General features: G+C 69.5%; 24 protein-coding genes and 2 pseudogenes. 4 read left to right on the top strand and 22 right to left on the bottom strand.

The window, feature by feature from the left end; translation table 11 throughout:
• Positions 1-30: 30 nt before the first annotated feature.
• The 4 genes and pseudogenes from AB0P18_RS08420 to AB0P18_RS08405 all read right to left on the bottom strand — a co-directional run bounded on the left by AB0P18_RS08420 (position 31) and on the right by AB0P18_RS08405 (position 5,641).
• Positions 31-2,841 (bottom strand): FtsK/SpoIIIE domain-containing protein, encoded by a 2,811-nt coding sequence (locus AB0P18_RS08420; RefSeq protein WP_363359668.1) that lies wholly within the window; start codon positions 2,839-2,841, stop codon positions 31-33.
• Between the two features lie 72 nt (positions 2,842-2,913).
• Positions 2,914-3,738, bottom strand: a complete 825-nt coding sequence (locus tag AB0P18_RS08415) for a protein phosphatase 2C domain-containing protein (protein ID WP_344052720.1) — start codon at positions 3,736-3,738, stop codon at positions 2,914-2,916.
• Positions 3,739-3,835: 97 nt separating this feature from the next.
• Positions 3,836-4,829 (bottom strand): annotated as a pseudogene (locus AB0P18_RS08410) (aldo/keto reductase).
• A 92-nt stretch (positions 4,830-4,921) separates the two neighbouring features.
• Entirely contained in the window at positions 4,922-5,641 is a 720-nt protein-coding gene (locus tag AB0P18_RS08405; protein WP_344052716.1) for a large exoprotein, read from the bottom strand.
• Between the two features lie 178 nt (positions 5,642-5,819).
• On the opposite strand from AB0P18_RS08405, the gene AB0P18_RS08400 reads away from it, so the two are divergent.
• The gene (locus AB0P18_RS08400) at positions 5,820-6,317 is read left to right on the top strand and encodes a DUF4282 domain-containing protein (protein ID WP_363359667.1); all 498 of its coding nucleotides are present in this window, start codon (positions 5,820-5,822) and stop codon (positions 6,315-6,317) included.
• Positions 6,318-6,321: 4 nt separating this feature from the next.
• On the opposite strand, the gene yaaA is transcribed toward AB0P18_RS08400, so the two are convergent.
• The 13 genes from yaaA to prmC form a co-directional block, all read right to left on the bottom strand.
• Complete coding sequence (yaaA, locus tag AB0P18_RS08395; protein ID WP_363359666.1) at positions 6,322-7,071, bottom strand: peroxide stress protein YaaA; 750 nt, start codon at positions 7,069-7,071, stop codon at positions 6,322-6,324.
• 1 nt (position 7,072) lies between these two features.
• Positions 7,073-7,333 (bottom strand): F0F1 ATP synthase subunit epsilon, encoded by a 261-nt coding sequence (locus AB0P18_RS08390; RefSeq protein ID WP_344052708.1) that lies wholly within the window; start codon positions 7,331-7,333, stop codon positions 7,073-7,075.
• Positions 7,334-7,335: 2 nt separating this feature from the next.
• Positions 7,336-8,784 (bottom strand): F0F1 ATP synthase subunit beta, encoded by a 1,449-nt coding sequence (gene atpD, locus AB0P18_RS08385; protein WP_344052706.1) that lies wholly within the window; start codon positions 8,782-8,784, stop codon positions 7,336-7,338.
• Between the two features lie 27 nt (positions 8,785-8,811).
• On the bottom strand, positions 8,812-9,708 hold the full coding sequence (locus tag AB0P18_RS08380; protein ID WP_344052704.1) for a F0F1 ATP synthase subunit gamma: 897 nt from the start codon (positions 9,706-9,708) through the stop codon (positions 8,812-8,814).
• A gap of 21 nt (positions 9,709-9,729) precedes the next feature.
• On the bottom strand, positions 9,730-11,370 hold the full coding sequence (gene atpA, locus AB0P18_RS08375) for a F0F1 ATP synthase subunit alpha (RefSeq protein ID WP_344052702.1): 1,641 nt from the start codon (positions 11,368-11,370) through the stop codon (positions 9,730-9,732).
• Between the two features lie 63 nt (positions 11,371-11,433).
• On the bottom strand, positions 11,434-12,225 hold the full coding sequence (locus AB0P18_RS08370; RefSeq protein WP_344052700.1) for a F0F1 ATP synthase subunit delta: 792 nt from the start codon (positions 12,223-12,225) through the stop codon (positions 11,434-11,436).
• Complete coding sequence (locus tag AB0P18_RS08365; RefSeq protein WP_363359665.1) at positions 12,225-12,773, bottom strand: F0F1 ATP synthase subunit B; 549 nt, start codon at positions 12,771-12,773, stop codon at positions 12,225-12,227. Before AB0P18_RS08365 ends, AB0P18_RS08370 begins: the two co-directional genes overlap by 1 nt.
• Positions 12,774-12,801: 28 nt before the next feature.
• The gene (gene atpE / locus AB0P18_RS08360) at positions 12,802-13,029 is read right to left on the bottom strand and encodes a F0F1 ATP synthase subunit C (RefSeq protein WP_091705404.1); all 228 of its coding nucleotides are present in this window, start codon (positions 13,027-13,029) and stop codon (positions 12,802-12,804) included.
• 41 nt (positions 13,030-13,070) lie between these two features.
• Entirely contained in the window at positions 13,071-13,862 is a 792-nt protein-coding gene (gene atpB / locus AB0P18_RS08355) for a F0F1 ATP synthase subunit A (protein ID WP_344052696.1), read from the bottom strand.
• Between the two features lie 163 nt (positions 13,863-14,025).
• Positions 14,026-14,493 (bottom strand): hypothetical protein, encoded by a 468-nt coding sequence (locus tag AB0P18_RS08350; protein WP_363359664.1) that lies wholly within the window; start codon positions 14,491-14,493, stop codon positions 14,026-14,028.
• Complete coding sequence (locus tag AB0P18_RS08345) at positions 14,490-15,668, bottom strand: MraY family glycosyltransferase (RefSeq protein WP_344052692.1); 1,179 nt, start codon at positions 15,666-15,668, stop codon at positions 14,490-14,492. Before AB0P18_RS08345 ends, AB0P18_RS08350 begins: the two co-directional genes overlap by 4 nt.
• A complete protein-coding gene (locus AB0P18_RS08340) occupies positions 15,665-16,366 on the bottom strand; it encodes an L-threonylcarbamoyladenylate synthase (RefSeq protein WP_363359663.1) in 702 nt (233 codons plus the stop codon). The genes AB0P18_RS08345 and AB0P18_RS08340 overlap by 4 nt, the downstream gene beginning before the upstream one ends.
• A 43-nt stretch (positions 16,367-16,409) precedes the next feature.
• The gene (gene prmC / locus AB0P18_RS08335) at positions 16,410-17,291 is read right to left on the bottom strand and encodes a peptide chain release factor N(5)-glutamine methyltransferase (protein WP_363359661.1); all 882 of its coding nucleotides are present in this window, start codon (positions 17,289-17,291) and stop codon (positions 16,410-16,412) included.
• 117 nt (positions 17,292-17,408) lie between these two features.
• Here prmC and cysK (AB0P18_RS08330) point away from each other — a divergent pair, with 117 nt between their 5' ends.
• The 3 genes and pseudogenes from cysK (AB0P18_RS08330) to epsC all read left to right on the top strand — a co-directional run bounded on the left by cysK (AB0P18_RS08330) (position 17,409) and on the right by epsC (position 19,891).
• The gene (gene cysK, locus AB0P18_RS08330) at positions 17,409-18,347 is read left to right on the top strand and encodes a cysteine synthase A (RefSeq protein ID WP_344052687.1); all 939 of its coding nucleotides are present in this window, start codon (positions 17,409-17,411) and stop codon (positions 18,345-18,347) included.
• 24 nt (positions 18,348-18,371) lie between these two features.
• A pseudogene (cysK, locus tag AB0P18_RS08325) lies at positions 18,372-19,325 on the top strand (cysteine synthase A).
• Positions 19,322-19,891, top strand: a complete 570-nt coding sequence (gene epsC, locus AB0P18_RS08320; RefSeq protein ID WP_363359659.1) for a serine O-acetyltransferase EpsC — start codon at positions 19,322-19,324, stop codon at positions 19,889-19,891. Before cysK (AB0P18_RS08325) ends, epsC begins: the two are co-directional and overlap by 4 nt.
• 6 nt (positions 19,892-19,897) lie before the next feature.
• Here the strand turns inward: epsC and AB0P18_RS08315 are convergent, their stop codons facing one another.
• The 5 genes from AB0P18_RS08315 to thrC all read right to left on the bottom strand — a co-directional run bounded on the left by AB0P18_RS08315 (position 19,898) and on the right by thrC (position 25,772).
• Positions 19,898-20,299, bottom strand: a complete 402-nt coding sequence (locus AB0P18_RS08315; RefSeq protein ID WP_363359658.1) for a hypothetical protein — start codon at positions 20,297-20,299, stop codon at positions 19,898-19,900.
• 82 nt (positions 20,300-20,381) lie between these two features.
• On the bottom strand, positions 20,382-21,461 hold the full coding sequence (gene prfA / locus AB0P18_RS08310; RefSeq protein WP_363359657.1) for a peptide chain release factor 1: 1,080 nt from the start codon (positions 21,459-21,461) through the stop codon (positions 20,382-20,384).
• 20 nt (positions 21,462-21,481) lie between these two features.
• The gene (gene rho, locus AB0P18_RS08305) at positions 21,482-23,551 is read right to left on the bottom strand and encodes a transcription termination factor Rho (RefSeq protein ID WP_363359656.1); all 2,070 of its coding nucleotides are present in this window, start codon (positions 23,549-23,551) and stop codon (positions 21,482-21,484) included.
• A gap of 158 nt (positions 23,552-23,709) precedes the next feature.
• Positions 23,710-24,642 (bottom strand): homoserine kinase, encoded by a 933-nt coding sequence (gene thrB, locus AB0P18_RS08300; protein ID WP_363359721.1) that lies wholly within the window; start codon positions 24,640-24,642, stop codon positions 23,710-23,712.
• A 26-nt stretch (positions 24,643-24,668) separates the two neighbouring features.
• Positions 24,669-25,772, bottom strand: a complete 1,104-nt coding sequence (gene thrC, locus AB0P18_RS08295) for a threonine synthase (RefSeq protein ID WP_344052675.1) — start codon at positions 25,770-25,772, stop codon at positions 24,669-24,671.
• Positions 25,773-25,774 lie beyond the last annotated feature (2 nt).

Genomic DNA, 25,774 nt, shown 5'->3' with positions numbered 1-25,774 from the left:
CAGTGACCGTAGGGGGTGGCATCAGGGCGGTCAACCCGGTGCGGGCAACACGACGCGCTGCGCCGGTCCCCCCGCGCGCATCAGCCAGGCCCGGTGGGCTCGGGGTTCGCAATACGGCGGGAGATCCCGATCGCCGGTGAGCAGCCGGTAGTCGGCGGCGCAGCCGGCGTCCACCACGAGGTCGTGGTCGGCGCGGAACGTGTGCAGCCAGCGCCACTGACGCTGCCAGTCGTCGGGGTCTCCCGTCACGACGACGCGGCCGGAGCGCGCCCACTCGCCCCGGACGAATTCCTCGAGGCCGACGATGCACACGCCGGCTCCCACCCAGGCGTCCGGCGGGCGCAGGACGGAACCGCGACGGATCATCCCGGTCAGCGGACCCTCGGGGATCCACGGAGCCGACTCCGGCGCGACCGGCACGGGGGCGTCCGGGACGACGGCGACCTGCACGGCACGACCGTCGAGCCAGCCGCGCCCCGGGGGCAGCGCGGGCGCGTACACGGCCGGGTCGCCCCCGGCGGCGATGTGCTCCGAGCGCGAAGAGGTCCCCAGCACGAGTCGACGCGGGAGGAGTTCGGCGATGCGCGCGGCCCCGCCGACGAGCCGCTGCGCGGCGGCCACGACACGGATGCCGCTCTCCCCCGCTCGGCGGGTCAGTCGCTCGATCCGCTCCAGGAGCTCTCGGCCGTACTCGGCAGGCAGGTCTCCGGTCAGGGTGTCGAGGTCGTCGATCACCACGAGGGTCCCGGGCGTCGCGCGGGACGCGTCCGCGACGGCATCCCAGACCTGCTCTCCCGACCCGGCCACGCGGACGACATCCGTCGAGCCGGCCAGGAGCGAGCGCAGCACGGTGGACTTCCCCGTTCCGCCCGCGCCGACGACCAGCAAGCCGCGCTCCGATGCGGCGAGCCCCACCGTGCACTGGCTCTGCCGCTCCGGTTCGTCGGCCAGCCCGAACGGCAGGAAACCCGGTTCGGCCAGGCCTCCTGGGGGCCCGGGCAGTTCGGACAGCAGCACGGACACCGGAAGCTCCGGCAGCCAGGGGCGTCTCGGGGGCGGCTCCGCCGCAGCGGACTCGGCGATCGCGGCGGCGTCCGCCGGCGCGGACAGCGCGACGCGCACACGCCGCGCCGAGGGGTCGGCTGCCGTCCGCACGAGTGCGATGCCGCGCGAGCCCGGATCGCCGGGCAGCAGCGCCGCCCGCTCGGTGCCGATGACAGCCCTGCTGTCAGCAGGATCGGTCACCCTCAGACTGATCCGGAGCGGGCAGTTGGCGAGCAGGCTCTCCCTGATCACCCCCGACGGTCGCTGCGTGCCCAGGATGAGGTGCATCCCGAGCGCGCGGCCGCGCGCGGCGACGTCGGTGAAGACCGCATGCAGTTCGGGGTGCTCGCCCAGCAGCGCCGCGAACTCGTCCACGACGATCACGAGGCGGGGAATCCGAACCCGGGGGTCGCGGATGTCGCGCGCGCCGACCCGCGCGAGCTGCGCTTCGCGCCACCGCACCTCCGCACGAAGGCTCTCGATCGCGCGACGCGCCCCTGTCCCGTCGAGGTCCGTGATGACGCCGGTCACGTGCGGGACTCCCGCGAGAGCATCGAACGCGGTTCCGCCCTTGAAGTCCGCCAAGAGGAAGCTCACCTCGCCGGGCGGGTGGCGCGCGCTCAGCGCCAGCACCCAGGTGATGAGCAACTCCGACTTTCCCGAACCGGTCACCCCCGCCACGATCGCGTGCGGCCCGTCGTCCACGAGGTCGATCACGCAGGGCTCGTCCGCTTCGAGTCCCACCGGAGCGCACAGGCGCCCCGGCACGGACGGCGGGGCATCGAGCAGAAGACCGGCGAGGGCGATGACCGGGACCCGGCCCTCCTCGCGCCCCTCGTCTCCGGCGCGGCGCACGAGCCAGGTCGCCAGCCGTCGCGCCTGCGCTTCGCCGATCGCCTCCACGGCGACCGGCACGACCTCGCCGCCGACGTCCAGTACGGCATCGTCCGGCGTGCGCACCGTGAGTACGACATCCGCGACGGGCGGCGGATCCTCGGTTCGGGTCCGGATGATCATGACGTCGGCGTCGTGTGCAATCGCCTCCCCCGGCGCCGCGAGGGCGAGCCCGAGGCCCGCGGTCGCGCGTCGGTGCGGAAGCATCTCGGCCCACGCATTCTCGCCACGGAGGGGGCCGACGACGCGGAGGGCTCCCGGTGGACTGATCAGGGCGAGCTGGAGCACGACGGCGCGGACGACCGCGCGGGCGAGCACCGGCGGGCCGACGACAGCGAGAGCCGACGGAAGGGGTACCGCGACCGGAGCCGACGCCAGCAGAATCGCGCGTCGCCGCAGGTCGGCGCTCGCGGGATCGTCACCGCCCCCCGTGACCCGAAGCGCGCTCGGACGCTCGCCTCTCCCGAGCACCAGGGCCTCGGCGCGACCGGGCACGACCCGCCAGACCTCGGCCGGCCGGTCGGCGAACCCTGCGAGATCCGGATGCCGAGCGCGGAGTCGTTCGCGCTCGTCGGCGTGACGCTCGTCGATGTCGTGACCGACCTGGGCGCGCGCGATGCTCGCCGCGCGCTCCGCGCGTCGTTTGTCACGTCGGCTGCTGCGCGCTCCGTCGAGCATGCTCGCGCCCGCGATGAGGGGCCCGAGCGCTGCCAGCCAGAGAGCGAGGATCGAGCCGGTCACAGCCCACAGCGCAACTGCACCGACCACGGGGACGACCGAGGCGAGGAGAGGGACAGCCGGCCGAGCGGGCTCGGTCCACGGCGGGGGCAACTCGAGCGGCTCCGGTGGCGGTGCAACGGTGCGGACCCGCAGAGCCTGCGGCGGGGAGAAGGACGCGCTCACGTCCCGAGCACATCACGTGTTGCCGCTCTGCAGGACGGCTCGGGAGGGATCGGGGAAGAAGTGCGACGGCGCTCAGGCTGGGGAGGAGTCGGCGATCGTCGCGGGAGCGTTCTCCGGATCGTCCGCCGTCACGCGCACCGTGACATCGAGCACGATGATCGTGATGTTGTCACGCCCCCCGTTCTCGAGCGCGGCATCCAGCATCGCCTCGACAGCGGCGGCAGGATCGTCGTTCTCCCTCAGGAAGTGCTGGATCCCGTAATCGGTGAGCTCTTTCGTGAGCCCGTCCGAGCAGATGACGAAGCGGTCGCCGTCCACCACGTCCAGCCGCACGTAGTCGGGTGCAACACTCTCGCTGGGACCGACGGCGCGCGTGATCACGTTGCCGTAGGGGTGGTTCTCCGCCTCTTCCGGGCTCAGTCGTCCCGCGGCGATCAGTTCCTGGACGACGGAGTGATCCGTCGTGATCTGCTCGATGTCCCCCTCGCGGACGAGGTAGACCCGCGAGTCGCCGATGTTGAGCGTCACCCACTGCGGAGGGCCGTCGCTCAGGTCGAGGTAGACGCCGGTCAGGGTCGTCCCCGTGCCGTCGTCGGTCGTCTCCGGGTGCGAGGCGATGTCGCGCACCGCGCGCGTGAGCGCCTTCTCGATCGTCTTCGGGTTCACCGGACCGTCCGCGACGACACCACCGAGCCGATCGACCGTGCTGGCGCTGGCGATCTCCCCGCCGATGTGCCCGCCCATGCCGTCGGCGACGATGAACAGCGGGTAGCTGGCGAGCAGGGCGTCCTGGTTGATCTCGCGTCGGCGCCCGGTGTGCGTCACACCCGCCCAGGTGAGCTCGATCGTCCCGTCCGGCGTCGGCACGGAATGGGAGTGGGTGGATTCCTCGGGCACGCCCCGTCCTCCCGTTAGCCGACATCAGCGGCGACGGAACCCGAGCGGTCCTGTCGACGTCTTCATATCCTACTGACATTGCCGACGGCGGCCCCGGTCACACGCGCGCGGCGGGGTCCTCCACGAGCGGGAAGAGTCCGTCGATGACCGCCAGGTCGGCGTCGGACGGCTTCCACGCCGCAGCGGCCTCGGCGTTGGCGCGCACCTGCTCAGGGCTCGTCGCACCGGCGATGACGCTCGAAAGCGCCGGCTGCGCGAGCAGCCAACCGAACGTCGCCTGCAGCATCGAGATGCCGCGCTCGTCGCAGAACCGCTGGTACTGCTCGAGCGCGTCCCAGGGGGCGTCCTGCCACACATGACGACGCTGCATCATGATGCGACTGCCCTCCGGTCCGCCGTCGCGCGTGAACTTGCCGGTGAGCAGCCCGTTGTGCAGCGGGAAGAACGGAAAGAACCCCAGCCCGAAGCGCCGCCGGCAGCACTTCACGCTCGGCCGCCCGTGCGAGCAGGCTGTAGTGGTTCTGCGCCGAGACGAAGCGACTTCCGCGATCCGTCGCGCGGTGATCGGCATCCGCGATCTGCCATCCGGAGAGGTTCGAGTGACCGAAGTACCGGATCTTGCCCTCGCGGACCAGATCCTCCAGAACCGACAGGGTTTCGGTGATCGGCGTCTGCGGGTCGGGGACGTGCAGCTGATACAGATCGATCCAGTCGGTGCGCAGACGTCGCAGCGACTCCTCCACCGCGACGCGCACATAGGACCGTGAGCCTTTCGCCGCGGAGATCCGGTATCCCATGTCGCGGCCGGGGTGACCGAACTTGGTGGCCAGGACGACCTGATCGCGGCGTCCCTGCAGTGCCTCGCCCATGAGCGTCTCGCTGAGACCCGGCTCGCCGCCGTACATGTCGGCGGTGTCCAGGAACGTGACACCCGCCTCGATCGCGGCATCCAGCACCTCGATCGTCCCGTCGAGCGTCGCGGTGCGCGTCCCCGGCCGGCCGAAGTTGTTGCAGCCGAGCCCGGTCGCCGACACGAGAAGGCCGGAGCTTCCGACGCGGCGGACGGGGACGGCGGTATCGGTGGTGTTCACGCCTCCACGCTAACCCGAGCGTCCGGTGCTCCGCCGATGCCGGACGCACTCGAGCCCCCACCCGGACGGGTGAGGGCTCGAGTGCGGAACGATTACGAAGCGGGCGTCGTCGGCGGCGCGGGCGGCGTCGTCGGCGGCTCGGGAGCTCCCGGCGGCGTGGCGGACGGCGGCGTCACGGGAGGCTGCGTGGCAGCCGGGGGCGTGGCGGCCGGCGGCGGCGCGTAGCCGGCGGGCGGCGGCGGGGGCTGGTAGCCCGCCGGCGGCGGGTAGGCGCCGGGCTGGGTCACCGGGTTGGTCGGGTATCCGCCCGCGGGCGTCTGATCGGGGATCCCCGCCCACGACGTGCGGTCGGAGAGGAAGCCGTTGCCCGCCCATGGTGCGGCGGGGATCGCGGTGTTCCAGCGCGACTTGTCGAACGCGAGGATGCCGAGCCAGACGAGCTGGAGGAAGAAGTAGAGGATCAGCCAGACCGGCTCCTTCTGGAGCTTGAGCCCGACCCGCCAGGCGGCGAGGAGCGTCACGACGAAGGCCGCGACGCCGATGATCTGGCCGATGACCGGAATCCAGCCGAGGACGATGCTCGCGCCGATCGCGATCAGGATCAGCCAGGGGCTCAGATCCCCCAGCTTGCTGAAGACCATGTAGTTGTAGATCGGCACCCACGCGCGCCACTTGCCCTGGACGCCGGCCTTCTCGAAGATCTTCATGAGGAAGATCGAGCCGACGATGTAGAACGCGATCGCGAAGATGAAGAAGAGCAGGTAGACACCCGCGAGAACCGCGAGACCTGCCCCGTCCGAATAGTCGTTCATGGGTGTTCCCCCTGATGTGTGAACCACGACGCAGGCTCACGTCGGCACGGCGCCTCGCCGTGCGTCTCACATGCTAGCGACGGCGCGTGCCCGCGAACAGGTGATTCCGCGATACTCGCAACACGTGTCGCCCGTCGCTACTCTTGCGTGACACACGTCCGAACGACAGAAGGACTCCATGAGCCAGAACACCCCCGGCGCCGTGCCGCCGCTGCCGTCGCAGCCCGCGGACGAAGCCGCCCGCGCGGCGGACTCCGGTGCACCGGCATCCGCACCCGCTTACGATCCTGCCCGCGATCCGGATGACACGGGCGTTCCGACGTCGCTGCACGGTGAGATCGACGACGTGGGCCGCGGCTTCCTCCGCGCGCTCTTCGACTTGTCGTTCCGGACCTTCATCACCCGTCGCCTGGCGAGCGTCTTCTACCTCGTGGGTCTGATCGCGATCGCGATCGGGTTCATCGTGTACTTCGTCTCGGGACTGGTCAGCGGCGTGAACGCACTGTTCTTCAATGTCGGTGCGGGCATCTCGCTCATCATCGCGACGCTGATCATCGTGCCGATCGCGGCGTTCCTGTCGATCGTGATCCTGAGGTTCCTGATCGAGGCCGTCGTCGCGCTGATCGCGATCGCGGAGAACACCGAGCGCACCGCGGAGAACACGCGCGGGCGCTGAGCGGCTACGCGAACAGCAGGATCTCGCCGGGCGCGCCTTCGCTCATGCGCAGGCCGCGCCCGGCGGCCCACTGTGCCAGCCCGCGACCGGTCGACAGGCGGGGCCGATCTTCGGCGAGAGCGCGCACGAGAGCACCCTTCGCGTGCTTGTTGAAGTGGTTCAGCGCCCGCACCGCTCCCCCGCCGGCATCACTGACGACCCGCACGTAGACGGAGGCGCTCCCGGCGGGGACGGGGCCGAGTGCGACGTACGCCTCGGAGCGCAGGTCCAGCACGAAGCGCGGCGCAGCCTGCGCGAGAGCCTCCGTGACCGCGTCCGCCCACACGCGCTTGAGCGTCGGAGCACCCGGCAGCGACACGCTCGCCCCCATCCGGTAGGCGGGGATGCGATCGAGCGCGCCCACCGGACCCAGCGGGGCGGTGTGGATGAGCACGTGTGCGCCGAGCCAGCGTCGCTCCGCGGGGGCGAGGGATGCAGCATCCACGGCGTCGTAGAGGACACCCGTGTACCGGTCGATCGCAGCCATCGTCCCGGCGGAGCGCACGCGAGCGTTGACCTCGATCTCGCCGAGCTGGCGCGGACTGAGACCCAGCACACGCGCAGCGGTCGAAGGCTTCGCCGAGAGCCCGGCGAGGGCATCCAGGATCCGCTCACGCTGCAGACGCAAGGAAGGAAGCGAGAGCGCGTCGAGGTCCAGAGACGAGCGACCCCCTCCGGACCGCTTGGTCTCGGAGGGGGGCAGCATGATCAGCAAGTCAGCTGATGAGTGCGGCGTTGCCCGCGACGATGGTGACGATGTCACCCTCGACAGAAAGGAAGCCGTCCTGCGCGTTCGCGATGATCTTGCTGCCGTCCTCGAGCGTGATACGCACCTCGCCGGCCGCGAGCACACCCAGAACGGGCTCGTGACCGGTCATGATGCCGATCTCGCCGATCGTGGTCTTCGCGACGACGAGGCTCGCCTCGCCCGACCAGACCTCGTGGTCGGCCGCGACGAGGTTCACCGTGAGCGCCATGATCAGCCGTTCTCCTTCTGGATGCGTGCCCAGTTCGCCTCGACGTCGGAGATGCCGCCGACGTTGAAGAAGGCCTGCTCCGCCACGTGGTCGAAGTCGCCCTTCACGATCGCGTCGAACGACTCGATCGTCTCGGCGATCGGTACCGTGGATCCCTCGACACCGGTGAACTTCTTCGCCATGTAGGTGTTCTGAGACAGGAACTGCTGGATGCGGCGTGCGCGCGACACGACGACCTTGTCCTCTTCGGAGAGCTCATCGACACCGAGGATCGCGATGATCTCCTGCAGTTCCTTGTTCTTCTGGAGGATCTGCTTCACGGCAGTGGCCACCCGGTAGTGGTCGGCGCCGATGTAGCGGGGGTCCAGGATGCGGCTCGTCGAGGTCAGCGGGTCGACGGCGGGGTACAGACCCTTCGAGGCGATCTCGCGGCTGAGCTCGGTCGTCGCGTCCAGGTGGGCGAACGTCGTGGCCGGAGCCGGGTCGGTGTAGTCGTCGGCGGGGACGTAGATCGCCTGCAGCGAGGTGATCGAGTGACCGCGGGTCGAGGTGATGCGCTCCTGGAGCACACCCATCTCGTCGGCGAGGTTCGGCTGGTAGCCCACCGCGGAGGGCATGCGGCCCAGCAGCGTGGAGACCTCGGAGCCTGCCTGCGTGAAGCGGAAGATGTTGTCGATGAACAGCAGCACGTCCTGCTTCTGCACGTCGCGGAAGTACTCCGCCATCGTCAGAGCCGACAGTGCCACGCGAAGACGCGTCCCCGGCGGCTCGTCCATCTGGCCGAACACGAGCGCGGTCTTGTCGAAGACGCCCGCCTCCTCCATCTCGTGGATGAGGTCGTTGCCCTCACGAGTGCGCTCGCCGACACCGGCGAACACGGAGACACCACCGTGATCCTGCGCGACACGCTGGATCATCTCCTGGATGAGGACGGTCTTGCCGACGCCGGCACCGCCGAACAGGCCGATCTTCCCGCCGAGCACGTACGGCGTGAGGAGGTCGATGACCTTGATTCCGGTCTCGAACATCTGCGTCTTGGACTCGAGCTGATCGAAGCTCGGCGCCTGACGGTGGATGCCCCAGCGCTCGGTGACCTCGACGGTCTCACCGGGAGCGGCGTTGAGGACCTCGCCGGTCACGTTGAAGACCTTGCCCTTGGTGACGTCGCCGACGGGGACCGTGATGGGGCCGCCGGTGTCGCGCACCTCCTGGCCGCGGACGACGCCGTCGGTCGGCTTGAGGGCGATCGCGCGGACGAGGTCGTCACCGAGGTGCTGCGCGACCTCGAGGGTGATCTCGGTGGACTCGTCGCCGATCGTGATGGTCGTCTTGAGCGCGTTGTAGATCTCGGGGAGCGAGTCGTGCGGGAACTCGATGTCGACGACCGGACCGGTGACGCGCGCGACGCGCCCGACGACCGAGGTCTCTTCGGCGGTAGCGGTGAGGGTCATTGTCTTCTTCTCTTTCGCAGGTGGTTTCTAGTTCGTCGAGGACAGGGCGTCGGCGCCGCCGACGATCTCGGCGATCTGCTGGGTGATCTCGGCCTGACGCGCGTTGTTGCGCAGGCGGGTGTAGTCGGTGATGAGCTTGTCGGCGTTGTCGCTGGCGGACTTCATCGCCTTCTGCGTCGCGGCGTGCTTCGCCGCGGACGACTGAAGCAGCGCGTTGAAGATGCGGCTCTGGATGTAGACCGGCAGGAGGGCGTCGAGAACCGTCGCGGCGTCGGGCTCGAACTCGTACAGCGGGAACGCGTGCGTCTCGGCCTGCGCTTCGGTCGCCTCGACGACCTCGAGCGGAAGCAGGCGCACCGTCTCCGGCGTCTGGGTCATCATGCTGACGAAGCGGTTGTACACCAGGTGGATCTCGTCCACGCCGCCGTTGTCGCCCCCACGAGCGAAGGCCTCCAGCAGCGTCTCCGAGATCTGCTCCGCGAAGCGGAACTCGGGGGTGTCGGTGTCACCGGTCCACTCGGCGGCGCTGGCGATGCGACGGAACTGGAAGAACGCGACGGCCTTGCGCCCGACGAGGTAGTACGTGACTTCCTTGCCCTGCGACTCCAGCAGCGCCGCCAGCTCCAGCCCCTCTCGCATGATCTGCGAGTTGAACGCTCCGGCGAGACCGCGGTCCGACGCGAAGATGACGACCGCCGACCGCGACACCTCGCGGGACGAGGTCAGCGGGTGATCGATGTTCGAGTGCGTCGCCACCGCCGAGACGGCGCGGGTCACCGCACGCGCGAAGGGAGCGGACGCGCGGACGCGTCCCATCGCCTTCTGGATGCGCGAAGCGGCGATCAGCTCCATCGCCTTGGTGATCTTCTTGGTCGTCTGAGCAGTGCTGATCTTCTGCTTGTAGACCCGTAGTTGTGCGCCCATGGTCTCGTATCCGTCGCCGCGTTACTTGCGGCGACCCTTGACGATCTGCTCCTGGTTGACGTCCTCGGCATCGGCGGCGGCGTACTCTTCGTGACCGGGGTCATCGAGGTGACGGCCTTCACCGGCCCGGAAGTCCTTCACGAACGCGTCCACCACGTTGCCGAGCTCGGTGACGGTGTCGTCGTCCAGGACGTTCGTCTCGCGCAGGCGATCCAGGATCGTCGTGTTGCGGCGGACGTGGTCGAGCAGATCGCGCTCGAACCGCAGGACATCCTCGACCTCGATCGTGTCGAGCTTGCCGTTGGTTCCGGCCCAGATCGAGACGACCTGCTCCTCGACCGGGTACGGCGAGTACTGCGGCTGCTTGAGGAGCTCGGTCAGGCGCGCACCACGGGCGAGCTGACGACGGGATGCCGCATCCAGGTCGGACGCGAACATCGCGAACGCCTCGAGCGAGCGGTACTGCGCCAGCTCGAGCTTCAAGGTTCCGGAGACCTTCTTGATCGACTTCACCTGAGCGTCACCACCGACGCGGGAGACCGAGATGCCCACGTCGACCGCGGGACGCTGGTTGGCGTTGAAGAGGTCGGACTGCAGGAAGATCTGGCCGTCCGTGATCGAGATCACGTTCGTCGGGATGTACGCGGAGACGTCGTTGGCCTTCGTCTCGATGATCGGGAGACCCGTCATCGAGCCGGCGCCCAGCTCGTCGGACAGCTTCGCGCAACGCTCCAGCAGACGGGAGTGCAGGTAGAAGACGTCGCCGGGGTACGCCTCGCGGCCCGGCGGGCGGCGCAGCAGCAGCGAAACGGCACGGTAGGCCTCGGCCTGCTTGGTGAGGTCGTCGAAGATGATGAGGACGTGCTTGCCCTCGTACATCCAGTGCTGACCGATCGCGGATCCCGTGTAGGGGGCGAGGTACTTGAAGCCGGCCGGGTCGGATGCCGGGGCCGCGACGATCGTGGTGTACTCCATCGCGCCGGCGTCCTCGAGCGCGCCCTTCACGGAGGCGATCGTGGAGCCCTTCTGGCCGATCGCGACGTAGATGCAGCGCACCTGCTTGTCGACGTCGCCGGATTCCCAGTTGCTCTTCTGGTTGATGATCGTGTCGATCGCGATCGCGGTCTTGCCGGTCTGGCGGTCGCCGATGATGAGCTGACGCTGCCCGCGACCGACCGGGATCATGGCGTCGATCGCCTTGATGCCCGTCTGCATGGGCTCGTGCACGCTCTTGCGCTGCATGACGCCCGGCGCCTGGAGCTCGAGAGCACGACGCCCCACCGTCGCGACCGGCCCGAGTCCGTCGATCGGGTTGCCGAGCGGGTCGACGACGCGACCCAGGTAGCCGTCACCCACGGCGACGGAGAGGACCTCACCCGTGCGGCGGACTTCCTGTCCGGCTTCGATGCCGGAGAACTCGCCGAGGACGACGACACCGACTTCGTGCTCGTCCAGGTTCAGCGCGAGGCCCGACGTGCCGTCGGCGAAGGTCACGAGCTCGTTGGCCATGACACCGGGCAGGCCCTCGAGGTGCGCGATGCCGTCGGCCGCGTCGACGACCGTGCCGACCTCGGTCGCCGCGGCGCCGGTGGGCTCGTACGCGGCGGCGAAGTCCTTCAGCGCGTCACGGATGACATCGGGGCTGATCGTTAGTTCTGCCATTGTGTTCCTTCGTTTCGAGGGGCCACGGCCCCAGAAGCTTCCGCCGGAGCGGGAAATCTCGAGTTATCCGGCGAGGCGCTGGCGCAGGTCGGTGAGCCGCGCTGCGACGCTCGCGTCGATGACGTCGTCCGCGATCTGCACACGCAGTCCGCCGACGATGGTGGGGTCGATGATCGGGTTGAGAGCGACCTTCTTGCCGTAGCGCTGCGTGAGCACCGCGCTCAGACGCTCGGCCTGAGCCGGCTGGAGCTCGGTCGCGGTCACGACGGTGGCGACGATGCTGTCGCGCTGATCGGCGACGAGGTCCATCGCCTCCGTGAGCATCTGGCGCACGCGCCGCTCGCGCGGCTGCTGCACGAGCGAGGAGACGATCAGGACCGTCGCGTCGCTCACGCGTCCGCGCAGAAGCGTCTCCACGAGCGCGCCCTTCGCGGAGTCGTCGCCCAGCTTGCTGCCGAGCGCGAGTTCGACCTCGGGGTTGTCGGCGATGAGTCGCGTGGTGCGGAACAGCTCACCGTCGACGTCGACGTCGGGCGACGCGATCGCGGCCGCACGGACCGCGAGCTCTTCGATTCCGTCGACGAGCTGACGCGCGCTGGACCAGCGCTGCGCGGCGGCGGCACTGAGCAGCGCGACGGTCGTCGCGCTGAATGCGGCGCCGAAGACGTCGGTCACCACACGCTGACGAGCGGCCGGAGCCGCAGCGTGATCCGCGAGCGCACCGCTCAGCTGCGGCGACTCGCCCACGATGCGCGACGCGGCGAACAGCTCGCGCGACGTGTCGAGGTCGACCGACGCCGCGGCGTTGAGCGCCGACGTCGTCGCCGCGAGGGCCTGAGTGGTTGCGCTTCCCACTAGCTCTTCGCCTTCTCGGAGGCTTCGAGCTCGGCGAGGAAGCGGTCCACGACCGCCTGAGCCTTCGCATCTTCGGAGAGGGTCTCCCCGATGACGCCGCCGGCCAGGTCGAGAGCGAGGCTGCCGACGTCGGACCGCAGGGAGGCCAGGGCCGCAAGACGTTCCATCTCGATCTGCGCGTGCGCGTTCGAGGTGATGCGCGCCGCCTCGGCCGTGGCCTGCTCGCGCATCTCCGCCACGATGGCAGAACCGTCGGCGCGGGCCTTCTCGCGGATCTCCCCCGCCTCAGCGCGCGCGTCGGCGAGCTGGGCGGTGTACTTCTCGAGTGCGGCCTGAGCCTCGGCCTGAGCGGCCTCGGCGGAGTTGATGCTGCCCTCGATCGCCTCGGCGCGCGCGTCGAGCAGCTTGTTCAGGTTCGGAAGGATCTTCCAAACGAACAGCGCGAGGATGATGAGGAACGCCAGCGTGCCCCAGACCAGGTCCGGAAGCGTGGGGAGAAGCGGATTGATCTCCCCCGCGTGGCCTTCTTCGGCGAATGCGACGAGCATTCGGACTCCTTCGGTCAGCAGCGGGTGGTTACGGCGCGGGGAACGGGATGAAGGCGACCGCGATCGCGATGAACGCGAGGGCCTCGGTCAGTGCGATACCGAGGAACATCAGGCCGCTGAGGCGACCCTGAAGCTCGGGCTGACGCGCGACCGATTCGATGGTCTTGCCGACGATGATGCCGACGCCGATACCGGAGCCGATGGCGGCGAGTCCGAAGGCGAGGGGTGCGAGCTGTCCGACGACGTTCACAGGGATTCCTTTCGAAGGGGTTGGTGGGTCTTGCAGCCGGGGACGGGTCAGTGTCCGTCGGCGAGCGACATCTGGATGTAGATGGCGGTGAGGATCGTGAAGACGTACGCCTGCAGGACGGCGACGAAGAGCTCGAGCACCGTGAAGGCGATGCCGAACGCGAACGTGCCGATGCCGAGCAGGCCGATGAGGTTGCCACCCGCGAGCACCGTGAAGAAGAAGAAGTTCGTCGCGGTGAAGCAGAGCACGAGCAGCATGTGCCCGGCGACCATGTTCATCAGGAGTCGGAGGGCGAGCGTGATCGGACGCAGGATGAACGTCGAGAGGAACTCGAGCGGGATCAGCAGGATGTGCAGCGGCCACGGGACACCCGGGATGATGAGGGCGTTCTTCAGGTATCCGAAGCCGTGACGACGGAAACCGGCGTAGACGAACATCACGTACGCGACGACCGCGAGGATGAGCGGCAAGCCGATCACGGCCGTCGAGGCGATCTGCAGGCCCGGGAAGATACCGGTGAGATTCATCCCGATGATCAGGAAGAAGAACGTCATCAGGATGGGCAGGAACCGCTTGCCCTCTTTTTCACCGAGCGTGTCGAAGACGATCGAGTTGCGGACGAAGCCCAGCATGTACTCGAGCGCGGCCTGACCGCGGGTCGGCACGAGCTTCATGTTGCGGGTGCCGATCCAGAGCCACAGCACGAGGGCGGCGACCACGAGCAGGCGGATCAGCATGACCCGGTTGAGCTCGAACGGCGTCCCGACGAACAGGAGGCCTTCCGGGACGAATTCGCCGATCGAGGGGCCGACGAAGCCACCATCTGATTCGTCGGCCATGACGAGCGACAGTGCGGGGAGGAGCGTTGCGGTAATCAGGAGATTCTCCGGCGTCGGGCGTCCGAGACGTTGGCGATCAGGGGGAGCTTATGAGTTCAGCCTAGCAAAACTCTCAGGGCCCAGAGGACACATCCTGGGCCTCGGCCGCCGGGCGGCGGCCGGTTCAGCGGGCGTCCGGCGCAGTGTCCTCGGGGGCACTCGCGGGCAGCTCGACGTCACCCACGTACGGCGTGCGCGCCCGCTGGAACGCGATGACGTCGAAGACGAGGGAGCCGACGACGGCGATGATGACGGTGACGAAGAACACCGTGGGATCCAGCCACGTCTGTGAGCGGAGCCAGATGGCCAGGACGACGAAAAGGACGAGCTTGAGCACCCACGAGCCGAGCACGATGCCGAAGAACAGGGGGGATCCCGGGTCGTTGCGCGTCGAGTTGATCGCGAGCTGGATGCTGAGCGAGGTGAGGGCGAGGAAGACGAGCCACATCGCGGCGCCGAGGAGGCCGCTGACCATGCCCTCGACACCCGCGACGAGGTATCCGACGACCGCTCCCCCGACGGCGAGGATGCCGATCGCGATCGCCGGCCACTTGAGGCTGGACAGGACGGTGAAACTGCGGGGCGAACTCATCGGGCGGACTCCAGGGTCTGGGTGTCGCCGTGCGGCACGACGACGGGCGGTCTGCGCCGCCGCGAGGGCAGCAGGGTGACGGTGAGGCAGGCGGCGGCGCCCACGAGGCCGAACAGGACGCCGAGCGCGTACTGACCCGGCCAGTTCTCGCGGGTGCCGATGTACATCAGCAGCACGGCGATGCTGATGACGGCGGTCCATGCATAGAAGATCAGGACGGCATCGCGATCCGAGTGGCCCATGTCCAGCATCCGGTGATGCAAATGCTTGCGATCCGGAGAGAACGGCGATTTGCCCGCGCTCATGCGCCGGATGACGGCGAGACCGAAATCCAGCAGCGGCAGGAGCACGACAACGACCGGCAGGAGGATCGGGATGAACGCGCCGAGCAGCTGCGAGCGTCCGAAACCCTCCGGATCCAGCGTCGCCGGATTCAGCTGACCCGTGATCGCGATCGCCGACGTCGCCATGAGCAGCCCGAGCATCAGCGCTCCGGAATCCCCCATGAACAGCTTCGCGGGGCTCCAGTTCAGCGGCAGGAACCCGATGCATGCGCCGATGAGCACGGCGGCGATGAAGGAGGCGAGGTTGAAGTACGTGCTCGCGCCGGTGTCGCGCACGAGGATGTAGGTGTAGGCGAAGAACACGCCGTTCGCGATGAGGCAGACTCCGGCCACGAGACCGTCCAGTCCGTCGATGAAATTGACGGCGTTCATGACGACGACGATCGCGAACACCGTCAGGGTGAAGCTCACCCAGCTGGAGGCGACGATGATGCCGCCGATCGGCAGCGTGAAGATCTGCAGCTGGCCGAACCACGCGATGATGCCGGCGGCGAGGAACTGCGCGCCGAGCTTGATCATCCAGTCGAGGTCCCAGAGGTCATCCGCCACGCCGACCACGACGATGAGCAGCGTCGCACCGAGGATCGCGTAGACCGGGGCGGGGTCCTGCCAGAAGATCGCGAAGTACGGATGCTGCGATGAGACCGCGAAGGCCGCCACCACGCCGAGGAACATCGCGACACCGCCCAGGCGCGGGGTGGGTGTCTTGTGCACGTCCCGTTCGCGGATGCCGGGGTACAGCTTGTACTTGAGGCTCAATCGCCAGACCGCCCACGAGAGCGAAAGCGTGATCGCGGCGGTGAAGAGGATCGTGAAGAGATATTGCTTCACGATTGCTCGCCGGGGCTGTCCCCCGGCGTCGGATCCGGCTCGAGCAGGTCGCCGAGGCCGCCGCGCAAGTCGGTGCGCGCCACCGCGCCCTCGCGGAGGACCCGGACCAGCGGCGCGGACCCGCTGCCCACCAGACTCGTGGCGTCCACGATCGTCGAGGCGATCCCGGTGAGCGACGGTCCGCCGTCGAGGTAGACCGCGACGCTGTCGCCGAGCATCCGCTGGGCGTCCGCCGCCGTGATCGCAGCCGCCTGGCCGGTCAGATTGGCACTGGACACGGCGAGGGGCCCGGTCTCCTCCAAGAGCTCCAAGGCGAGGTTGTTCGCCGGCATACGCACCGCGACGGTGCCGAAGGTGTCGCCGAGGTCCCAGGACAGCGACGGCTGCGCGGGCAGCACGATCGTCAGGCCGCCGGGCCAGAACGCCTCGACGAGTCGCTCGACAGGCTCGGGGACCTCCGCGACCAGGGCCCGCAGGGTCGCAACCCCGGCGACCAGGACGGGAGGCGGCGACTGACGACCGCGCCCCTTGGCCTCGAGCAGGCCATGTACCGCTCGCGCGCTGAAGGCGTCGGCGGCGACGCCGTAGACCGTGTCGGTGGGGAGGACGACGAGTTCGCCGCGGCCGATGGCCTGACGCGCCTGGCGCATTCCGGCCAGCAGCTGGGCCTCGTCGTGGCAGTCGAAGACGGGAGACATGACGCGGTCAGTCTAACCGGCGACACCGGGACGCCTGGGCAGGTCAGGGGCGCACGGCCGTCGTCGCGCGGTCCCGCATCGTCAGGTCGGGGTGAGTGGATGCCGCGCGCCAGCCGTCCGCGGTGAGGAGGTCGCGGACGGCGGCCCCCTGCCATTCTCCGTGCTCGATGACGATCGTCCCCCCGGGGTGGGCCAGGCGCAGTCCCGTGCGGCTGAGGACGCGGACGACGTCCAGGCCGTCCGGGCCGCCGTACAGCGCCTCGGGGGGATCGAAGAACCTGACCTCCGGATCCCGCGGGATCGCCTCGTCGGGGACGTAAGGCGGGTTGGAGGCGACGACGGAGACGCGACCGTCGAGTTCGGGGAAGGCGCGCTCGAGGTCGATGAAGGCGAGCCGAGCGTTCTGCGCGGCGACATGGGCGAAGTTCTCGGTGGTCCACACGAAAGCATCGACGGAGTTCTCCGCCGCGAAGACCTGGGCGTGCGGGACCTCGGTGGCCATCGAGAGCGCGATCGCCCCGCTGCCCGTGCCGAGGTCCACCGCGATCGGCGACGGGGACGCCGCCGCCGACAGCGCGTCGATCGCGAGCTGGGCGACCATCTCCGTCTCGGGTCGCGGCACGAAGACCCCCGGCCCCACCCGCAGTTCGAGATGACGGAACGGAGCGCTGCCGGTGAGGTGCTGCAGGGGAACGCGCGTCGCCCGCCGCGCGACCAGGTCCTCCAGGCGCGCGGCCTCCTCGGCCGTCAGGGCGTCTCCGCGCACGGCAGCTGCCTGAATCGCGCCCCGCCCGGTGCCCCGCACGTGCGCGGCGAGGAGTTCGGCATCCACCTGCGCATCGTTCACGCCCGCGGCGCCCAGGCGCGCGGCGGCGCGCCGGAGGGCATCACCGAGCGGCACGGAATCGGGGGGCATCGCAGACATGGCGACCCCAGCCTACGGCTCGCCGGCGCGGGCACCCGCGGTCGTCACACAAGGTCCGGGGCGTGCACGCTCCTTTAGGCTTGACCCGCACCCGCTGACCCCTCGAAAGGCTCCGACATGCCCGGTATCCACTCCGACATCACCTCCGCCTTCGGCGACACTCCGCTCGTCCGCCTCAACCGCGTCGCAGAGGGTCTGGGCGGCAACATCCTCGCCAAGCTCGAGTTCTACAACCCGGCCTCGAGCGTGAAGGACCGCCTCGGCATCGCGATCGTCGATGCCGCCGAGGCCTCCGGCCTGCTTCAGCCCGGCGGCACGATCGTGGAGGCCACGAGCGGCAACACCGGCATCGCCCTCGCGATGGTGGGCGCCGCGCGCGGTTACCGCGTCGTCCTGGCGATGCCGTCCTCGATGTCGGTCGAGCGTCGTCTGCTGCTGAAGGCGTACGGCGCCGAGCTCGTGCTGACCGATCCCGCCGGAGGCATGAAGGGCGCCGTCGCGAAGGCCGAGGAGCTCGTCGCCGAGATCCCCGGTGCCGTCCTCGCCCGCCAGTTCGAGAACGAGGCGAACCCCGCGATCCATCGCAAGACCACCGCGGAGGAGATCATCCGGGACACCGACGGCGCGGTCGACTACTTCGTCGCCGGCATCGGGACGGGCGGCACGATCACGGGTGTCGGTCAGGTGCTCAAGGAACGCGTACCCGGCGCGAAGGTGATCGCCGTGGAGCCCGCCGACTCTCCGCTGCTGACGAAGGGAACGCCCGGACCCCACAAGATCCAGGGCATCGGCCCCAACTTCGTCCCGGCGATCCTCGATCAGAGCGTCATCGACGAAGTCGTGGACGTCGAGTTCTCCGACGCGATCGACACCGCTCGCGCCGTCGGGACGAAGGACGGCATCCTCGTCGGCATCTCCTCCGGCGCGGCGATCTGGGCAGCGCTGCAGATCGCCGCGCGCCCCGAGGCCGAGGGCAAGAACATCGTCGTGATCGTGCCGTCGTTCGGGGAGCGCTACCTCTCCACGGCGCTGTACGAACACCTCCGCGAGGACTGAGCGCTTCCGCGAGAAAGGCACCCCGTGCCCGGCATCCATTCGGACATCACGTCCGCGTTCGGCGACACCCCGCTCGTCCGGCTCAACGCGCTCACCGCGGGCCTCGCGGCCGAGGTCCTGGTCAAGCTCGAGTTCTACAACCCCGGTGCGAGCGTGAAGTGCCGTCTCGGCATCGCGCTGATCGACGCGGCGGAGGCCTCAGGGCAGCTGCAGCCCGGCGGCACGATCGTGGAGTCCACGAGCGGCAACACCGGCATCGCCCTCGCGCTGACCGGCGCCGCGCGCGGCTAGCGCGTGATCCTCACGATGCCCGCGTCGATGTCGAAGGAACGCCGAACCCTGCTCAAGGCGTACGGCGCCGAGCTCGTCCTCACGAACCCCCACCTGGGGATGACCGAGGCCGTCGCGACCGCGGAGCGCATCGCGGCCGAGACGCCTGGGGCGATCCTCGCCCACCAGTTCGACAGTCCCGCGAACGCCGAGATCCACCGCCGCACGACTGCGGAGGAGATCTGGCGCGACACCGATGGGCGGGTGGATTACTTCGTCGCCGGCTCGGGCACGGGCGGGACGATCACCGGCGTCGGCAGCGTGCTCAAGCAGCGCAATCCCGATGTGCGCGTCGCCCTGGTCGAGCCGAAGGACTCCCCCGTGCTCACGGAGGGCCGCGCCGGCGGTCACCGGATCCAGGGCATCGGGCCGAACTTCGTCCCCGCGGTCCTGGATCGCTCGGTCGTGGACGAGATCTTCGACGTCGAGTTCGACGATGCGATCCGGGTGGCCCGCGAGCTCGCGACGCGCGAAGGCATCCTCGCCGGGATGTCGGCCGGTGCCGCCGTGTGGGCGGGCCTGCAGATCGCCGCGCGGCCCGAAGCCGCAGGCAAGCGCATCGTCGTGATCGTCCCGGATGCCGGGGAGCGGTACCTCTCCACGGCGCTGTACGAGCACCTCCGCGAGGACGAGGCGGTGACGGCGTGAGCGTGTGGGCGCGAGTGCGCGAGGACCTCGCCGCCGCGAAGCTGCGGGACCCCGCCGCACGGGGAAGCCTCGAGATCGCGCTGCTGTATCCCGGTCTCCACGCCGTCTGGGCCTACCGGCTGTGGCACGCCCTCTGGGTCCGCCGCCTGCGCTTCGTGGCGCGGCTGGGTTCGCAGCTCACCCGCTGGCTCACGGGCATCGAGATCCACCCCGGGGCCACGATCGGGCGCCGCTTCTTCATCGACCACGGCATGGGCGTCGTGATCGGCGAGACCGCCGAGATCGGGGACGACGTCATGCTCTACCACGGCGTGACGCTCGGTGGGCGTCAGCGCGAGGGCGGCAAGCGCCACCCCACGATCGGCGACGGCGTGGCCGTCGGGGCGGGCGCGAAAGTGCTGGGACCCATCACGATCGGGGCGGGCTCGGTGATCGGGGCGAACGCCGTGGTGACCCGCGATGCGCCCGCGGACAGCATCCTGGTCGGTGTTCCCGCGAAGCCGCGCGTCAAGCGCGAAGGCCTGGACACCCGGGCGATCCTGACGGTGCCCGAGTACAGCATCTGAGCCGGCTCAGTCCGCCCGGCGCTGCGCGACCTGCTTCTTCAGGAACACGAGCGGCAGGAGCCAGGTCGCCAAAGCGGTGATGATCCAGACGATGACCGGTGCGAGCACCCACGCGAGCGGGTCGGAGATGCCGATGCCGGCGTTCGGGATCAGGACGACGAGGAGGATCGCGACGAACGTCGAGATGATGCCGATGCCGCCGAGCAGCGCCGGGGCATGGCGGCGCGTGATCTTGAACACCCACGGGGCGAGCACGCTCTGGATCACGGCGAAGATCAGCACGGCCAGGACGAATCCCCACCAGTCCGACCAGTCGATGTGGAAGCCGGGCAGAATCAGATCGGCGACGATCAGGCCGAGGGCCGCCGAGAACACGAAGATCGCGGCGCGGATGAGGAACGTGATCACCCTCGGAGCCTATCGGCCCGGCATCCGCCCCACCTCGCCGCACGCGGGCACCGCGTCGAGATGAGCGGGAGCGGATGCCGGATCAGGAATCGGCGCCGAGGGAGGCCAGACGCTCCTCCTCGTCGGCCGCGATGCACGAGTCGATGATCGGCTGCAGCGCGCCGTCCATCACCTGATCGAGGTTGTACGCCTTGTAGCCGGTGCGGTGATCGGCGATGCGGTTCTCGGGGAAGTTGTACGTCCGGATGCGTTCGGAGCGGTCCATGCCGCGGATCTGCGACTTGCGGGCATCCGATGCCGCGGCGTCGATCTCCTCCTGCTGCTTCGCGAGGATGCGGGCGCGGAGCACACGCATTCCCGCCTCCCGGTTCTGCAGCTGCGATTTCTCGTTCTGCATCGACACCACGATGCCGGTCGGCAGGTGCGTGATGCGCACGGCCGAGTCGGTCGTGTTCACCGACTGGCCGCCCGGACCGGACGAGCGGAACACGTCGATCTTCAGGTCGTTCGGGTTGATGTCGACCTCATCGGGCTCGTCGACCTCGGGGAAGACGAGGACCCCGGTCGTCGAGGTGTGGATGCGCCCCTGCGACTCGGTCGCGGGGACCCGCTGCACCCGGTGCACGCCGCCCTCGTACTTCAGCGACGCCCACACGCCCTGCGCCGGATCGGTCGATGCCCCCTTGATCGCGACCTGGACGTCCTTGTAGCCGCCGAGGTCGGATTCGTTGCGCTCGAGCAGCTCGGTCTTCCACCCGCGGGATGCCGCGTACTGGAGGTACATGCGCAGCAGGTCGGCCGCGAACAGCGCGCTCTCGGCGCCGCCTTCACCGCCCTTGATCTCCATGATCACGTCGCGCGCGTCGTCGGGATCCCGCGGGATCAGCAGGCGCCGCAGCTTCTCCTGCGTCTCGGCGAGCCGCGCCTCCAGCGCGGGGACCTCCTCGGCGAACGCCGCATCCTCACGGGCGAGTTCGCGTGCGGCATCCAGATCATCGGATGCCGCCATCCATGTGTCGTAGGCGGCCACGATGCGCGACAGCTCGGCGTAGCGCCGGTTGACGCGCTTCGCGCGCGCCGCATCGGCGTGCACGGCCGGATCGGAGAGCTCCTCCTGGACGGCCTTGTGCTCCTCGATGAGGGTCTTCACCGATTCGAACATGAATGCTCCGAACGGCTAGATCAGCGGATGCTGTTCTCGTGCCCGTGGCTGTGGCCGCCGCCGGTCGGCGTCGGGATCGACTTCTGCATCTGCACCAGGAACTCGACGTTGGACTGGGTCTCCTTGAGCTTGCCGAGGACGACCTCGAGAGCCTGCTGCGGGTCCAGGCCCGCGAGCGCACGACGCAGCTTCCAGGTGATCTTGACCTCGTCGGGCGAGAGCAGCATCTCTTCGCGGCGCGTGGAGGACGCGTTGACGTCGACCGCCGGGAAGATGCGCTTGTCGGCCAGCTGGCGCGAGAGGCGCAGTTCGCTGTTGCCGGTGCCCTTGAACTCCTCGAAGATCACGTCGTCCATCTTCGACCCGGTCTCCACGAGGGCCGTGGCGAGGATCGTGAGCGATCCGCCGTTCTCGATGTTGCGCGCAGCGCCGAAGAAGCGCTTCGGCGGGTACAGCGCCGAGGCGTCCACACCGCCGGACAGCACGCGTCCGGACGTCGGCGCCGAGATGTTGTAGGCCCGGCCCAGGCGCGTGATCGAGTCGAGGAGGACGACCACATCGCGACCGAGCTCGACGAGGCGCTTCGCGCGCTCGATCGCGAGCTCTGCGACGGTCGTGTGGTCTTCGGCCGGGCGGTCGAAGGTCGAGGCGATGACCTCGCCCTTGACCGTTCGCTGCATGTCCGTCACCTCTTCGGGACGCTCGTCGACGAGCACGACCATGAGGTGGACCTCGGGATTGTTCGTCGCGATCGCGTTCGCGATCTGCTGCAGCACGATCGTCTTGCCGGCCTTGGGCGGCGCGACGATCAGGCCGCGCTGTCCCTTGCCGATCGGGGCGACCAGGTCGATGATGCGCTGCGTGAGCTTCTCGGGCGCGGTCTCCAGGCGCAGGCGCTCCTGCGGGTACAGCGGCGTGAGCTTGCCGAACTCGACACGCTCCGCGGCGTCGTCCACGGAGAGACCGTTGACGGAATCGACCTTGACGAGCGCGTTGTACTTCTGACGGCCCGACTGCTCGCCCTCGCGCGGCTGCTTGATCGCGCCGACGACCGCGTCTCCCTTGCGGAGGTTGTACTTCTTGACCTGTCCGAGCGAGACGTAGACGTCGCTCGTGCCCGGCAGGTAGCCGGTGGTGCGGACGAACGCATAGTTGTCGAGCACGTCGAGGATGCCGGCGATCGGGATGAGGACGTCGTCCTCGCCGATCTCGGTGTCGAACTCGTCACCGGCGCCCTGTCCGCGGCGCTTGTTGCGCTGGCGGCCCCGGCCGTTCTGCCCTGCGTCGTCGTCGGCGTCCGCCGCCGGGGCGGGTGCCTGCGCGTTCTGCGCGTTCTGGCCGCCCTGGTTCTGGCCGTTCTGCCGATCCTGCGCGTTGCGGTTGCGGTTGCGGTTGCGGCTGCGGCTGCGACCGCGAGACGGGGTCTCCTCGCCGTTCTCGCCACTGTCGCTGTTCTCCCGGTCGCCGTCGGCGGCGGGCGCATCGACGGCGGCGTCGGAATCCTTCGTCGCAGAGGCGTCGGATGCCGCAGCCTCGGCATTCGCGGTGTCACCGGCGTCGGTTGAATCCGCGGCGTCGGCGGTGTTCGAGGTGTCGGTGGCCGCCTCCGCGGAGGAGGCGTCGGATGCCGGTTCCTCGGTCGTGGCGGCTGCGTCCGGCGCGGGCTCGGCGGCGACGTCGGCGCTCTTGGCGCGGCGCGGGGCGCGCTTGCGCGGCGCCTTGACCGGCGCGGGCTCGACCGGCGCCTCATCGGCGGCGGGCGTGGCGTCCACCGGCGAGTCGGCCGGAGCATCGGCGGGCGCGGTCTCCTCAGCTGCGGCGGGCTCCTCGGCCGGGGCGGCCTCCGCAGCCTGAGCGTCCGCGGGCGCGGAGTCGTCAGCGGTGGCGGGCTCCTCAGCCGGAGCGGGCGCGGCAGGCTCCTCGGCCGGAGCGGACGCGTCGGCGACGGCATCCGCCGCGGGTGCGTCGTCCTCGGTCACGGCCGGGGTCTGCGCGGCCGCGTCCTCGGTGGTGGTGTCGGCGCCTTCGGGCGCGTCGGTGCGCTCCTGCTCGGGGGCGTCGTTGTTCTGGATCTCGGAGATGGACTCCACGAGTTCTCCCTCGTAAACGTGTGGATGATTGTGACTGCGCGAAACGTCCGCCACAACGGCCGTGCACCCGCGCCGCACTTCAGCAGACTGGACGAATGGTGAAGGCAGGGGGTCGTGCAGGGGTTCGCAGATTGCGAATGGAGGCCAGATTCACGTAGCTACGTGGAACCCTCCGTTATGTCCCTCACTGTACCACCCTTGAAGTCGACGGCCAGTAATTGGGCGTCCCATGACGAGCCCGTGGCGGCGGCCGCAGCGGCTGCCGCCTCCAGCCGCTGTCCGGGTCCGTCGGCGAGCACGAGCACGCTCGGTCCCGCGCCGGAGACGACGGCGGCGAAGCCTGCGGCGCGCAGCGTCCGCACGAGCCGGTCGGTCTCGGGCATGGCCTGCGCACGGTAGTTCTGGTGCAGCTTGTCCTCGGTGGCCGCGAGCATGAGCTCGGGACTCTGCGTCAGCGCGGCGATGAGCAGTGCGGAGCGCGACACGTTGAACACGGCGTCCTCGCGGGGCACCTGCAGCGGCTGAAGACTGCGCGCCACACTCGTGGACATCGTGTGCTCGGGGACGAACACCAACGGGGAGACCCCGCGGTGCACGAGGAGCTTCTTGTGCTGCGGGCCGGACTCGTCCACCCAGGCGATCGTGAGCCCGCCGAAAAGGGCCGGTGCGACGTTGTCCGGGTGCCCCTCGAGCTCGGTCGCCATGCGCAGCAGCGCATCCGGACCGAGTTCGACATCCCCCGCGAGAAGGCCCTTGGCCGCGAGCAGCCCGGAGACGACAGCGGCCCCCGAGGAGCCGAGCCCCCGCCCGTGCGGGATGACGTTGCGTGCCTGCAGCCGCAGGCCCGGCATCCGCCGCCCGACCGCGTCGAACGCGTACGCGATCGTCCGCACCACGAGATGCGACGCATCGCGCGGCACGTCGTCGGCACCCTGCCCCTCGACGAGCACCTCGAGCTCACCCTCGGGGAGCGTGGTCACGATCAGTTCGTCGTAGATGCTCAGCGCGAGTCCCAAGGTGTCGAAACCCGGACCGAGATTCGCGCTGGTCGCCGGAACCCGCACCGCGACGGTGCGCCCCTCGACAGGCACTTCCGCCTGACGCGAGGCGGATGCGGTCACGCGTTCGTCCCCGTCGGGACGGGCTCGCTCGGACGCAGGCCCAGGACGGAGGCGACATCGGAGGTGGTCGCGTCGACGACGGTGGGCTCGACCTGCGTGCCGTCCGCGTTGCGGAGGGCCCACTGCGGGTCCTTCAGGCCGTGGCCCGTGACCGTCAGCACCACGCGCGCGCCCTGCGGCACGACACCGGCCTCGACCCGGTCGAGCAGACCCGCGACGCTGATCGCCGATGCCGGCTCGACGAAGATCCCCACCTCGCCGGAGAGGAGCTTCTGGGCGGCGAGGATCCGCTCGTCGTCGATCGCGCCGAAATAGCCGTCGGTCGCGTCGCGCGCCTGCAGCGCGAGGTCCCACGAAGCGGGGTTGCCGATCCGGATCGCGCTGGCGACCGTCTCGGGGTTGCGGACGATCTCGCCGCGGACGAGCGGCGCGCTGCCCTCGGCCTGGAACCCGAACATGCGCGGAACGCGGGTGGAGACGCCGGCCTCCGCCTCTTCGCGGTAGCCGCGCGTGTACGCGGTGTAGTTGCCGGCGTTGCCCACCGGGATGAAGTGGAAGTCGGGGGCGTCGCCGAGCTGCTCGACGACCTCGTAGGCGGCGGTCTTCTGACCGTCGATGCGGTCGGGGTTGACCGAGTTCACCAGGTGGACGGGGTAGTGATCGGCCAGCTCGCGCGCGATCTCGAGGCAGTCGTCGAAGTTCCCGCGGATCTGGATGAGCTGGCCGTTGTGCGCGACGGCCTGGCTGAGCTTGCCCATCGCGATCTTGCCCTCCGGCACCAGAACGGCCGCGGTGATGCCCGCGTGGGCGGCGTACGCGGCGGCGGATGCCGACGTGTTGCCGGTCGAGGCGCAGATGACGGCCTTCGCGCCGTGCTCGATCGCGCGCGAGACGGCGACGGTCATGCCGCGGTCCTTGAAGGATCCGGTCGGGTTCATGCCCTCGAACTTGACCCAGACGTCCGTCCCGGTGCGGTGGGACAGCGCGGGTGCGGGCAGCAGCGGCGTGCCGCCCTCGCCGAGCGTGATGACGGTGGAGGCGTCGGTCACACCGAGACGATCGGCGTATTCGCGCAGGACTCCGCGCCAGACATGGGCCATGG

Origin of the sequence: Microbacterium sp. NPDC064584, assembly GCF_040687315.1 — a bacterium.
GTDB classification, from domain to species: Bacteria; Actinomycetota; Actinomycetes; order Actinomycetales; family Microbacteriaceae; genus Microbacterium; species Microbacterium lacus.
The sequence above is the reverse complement of the archived record's forward strand: the minus strand, read 5'-3'. Positions and strand labels throughout refer to the sequence as shown.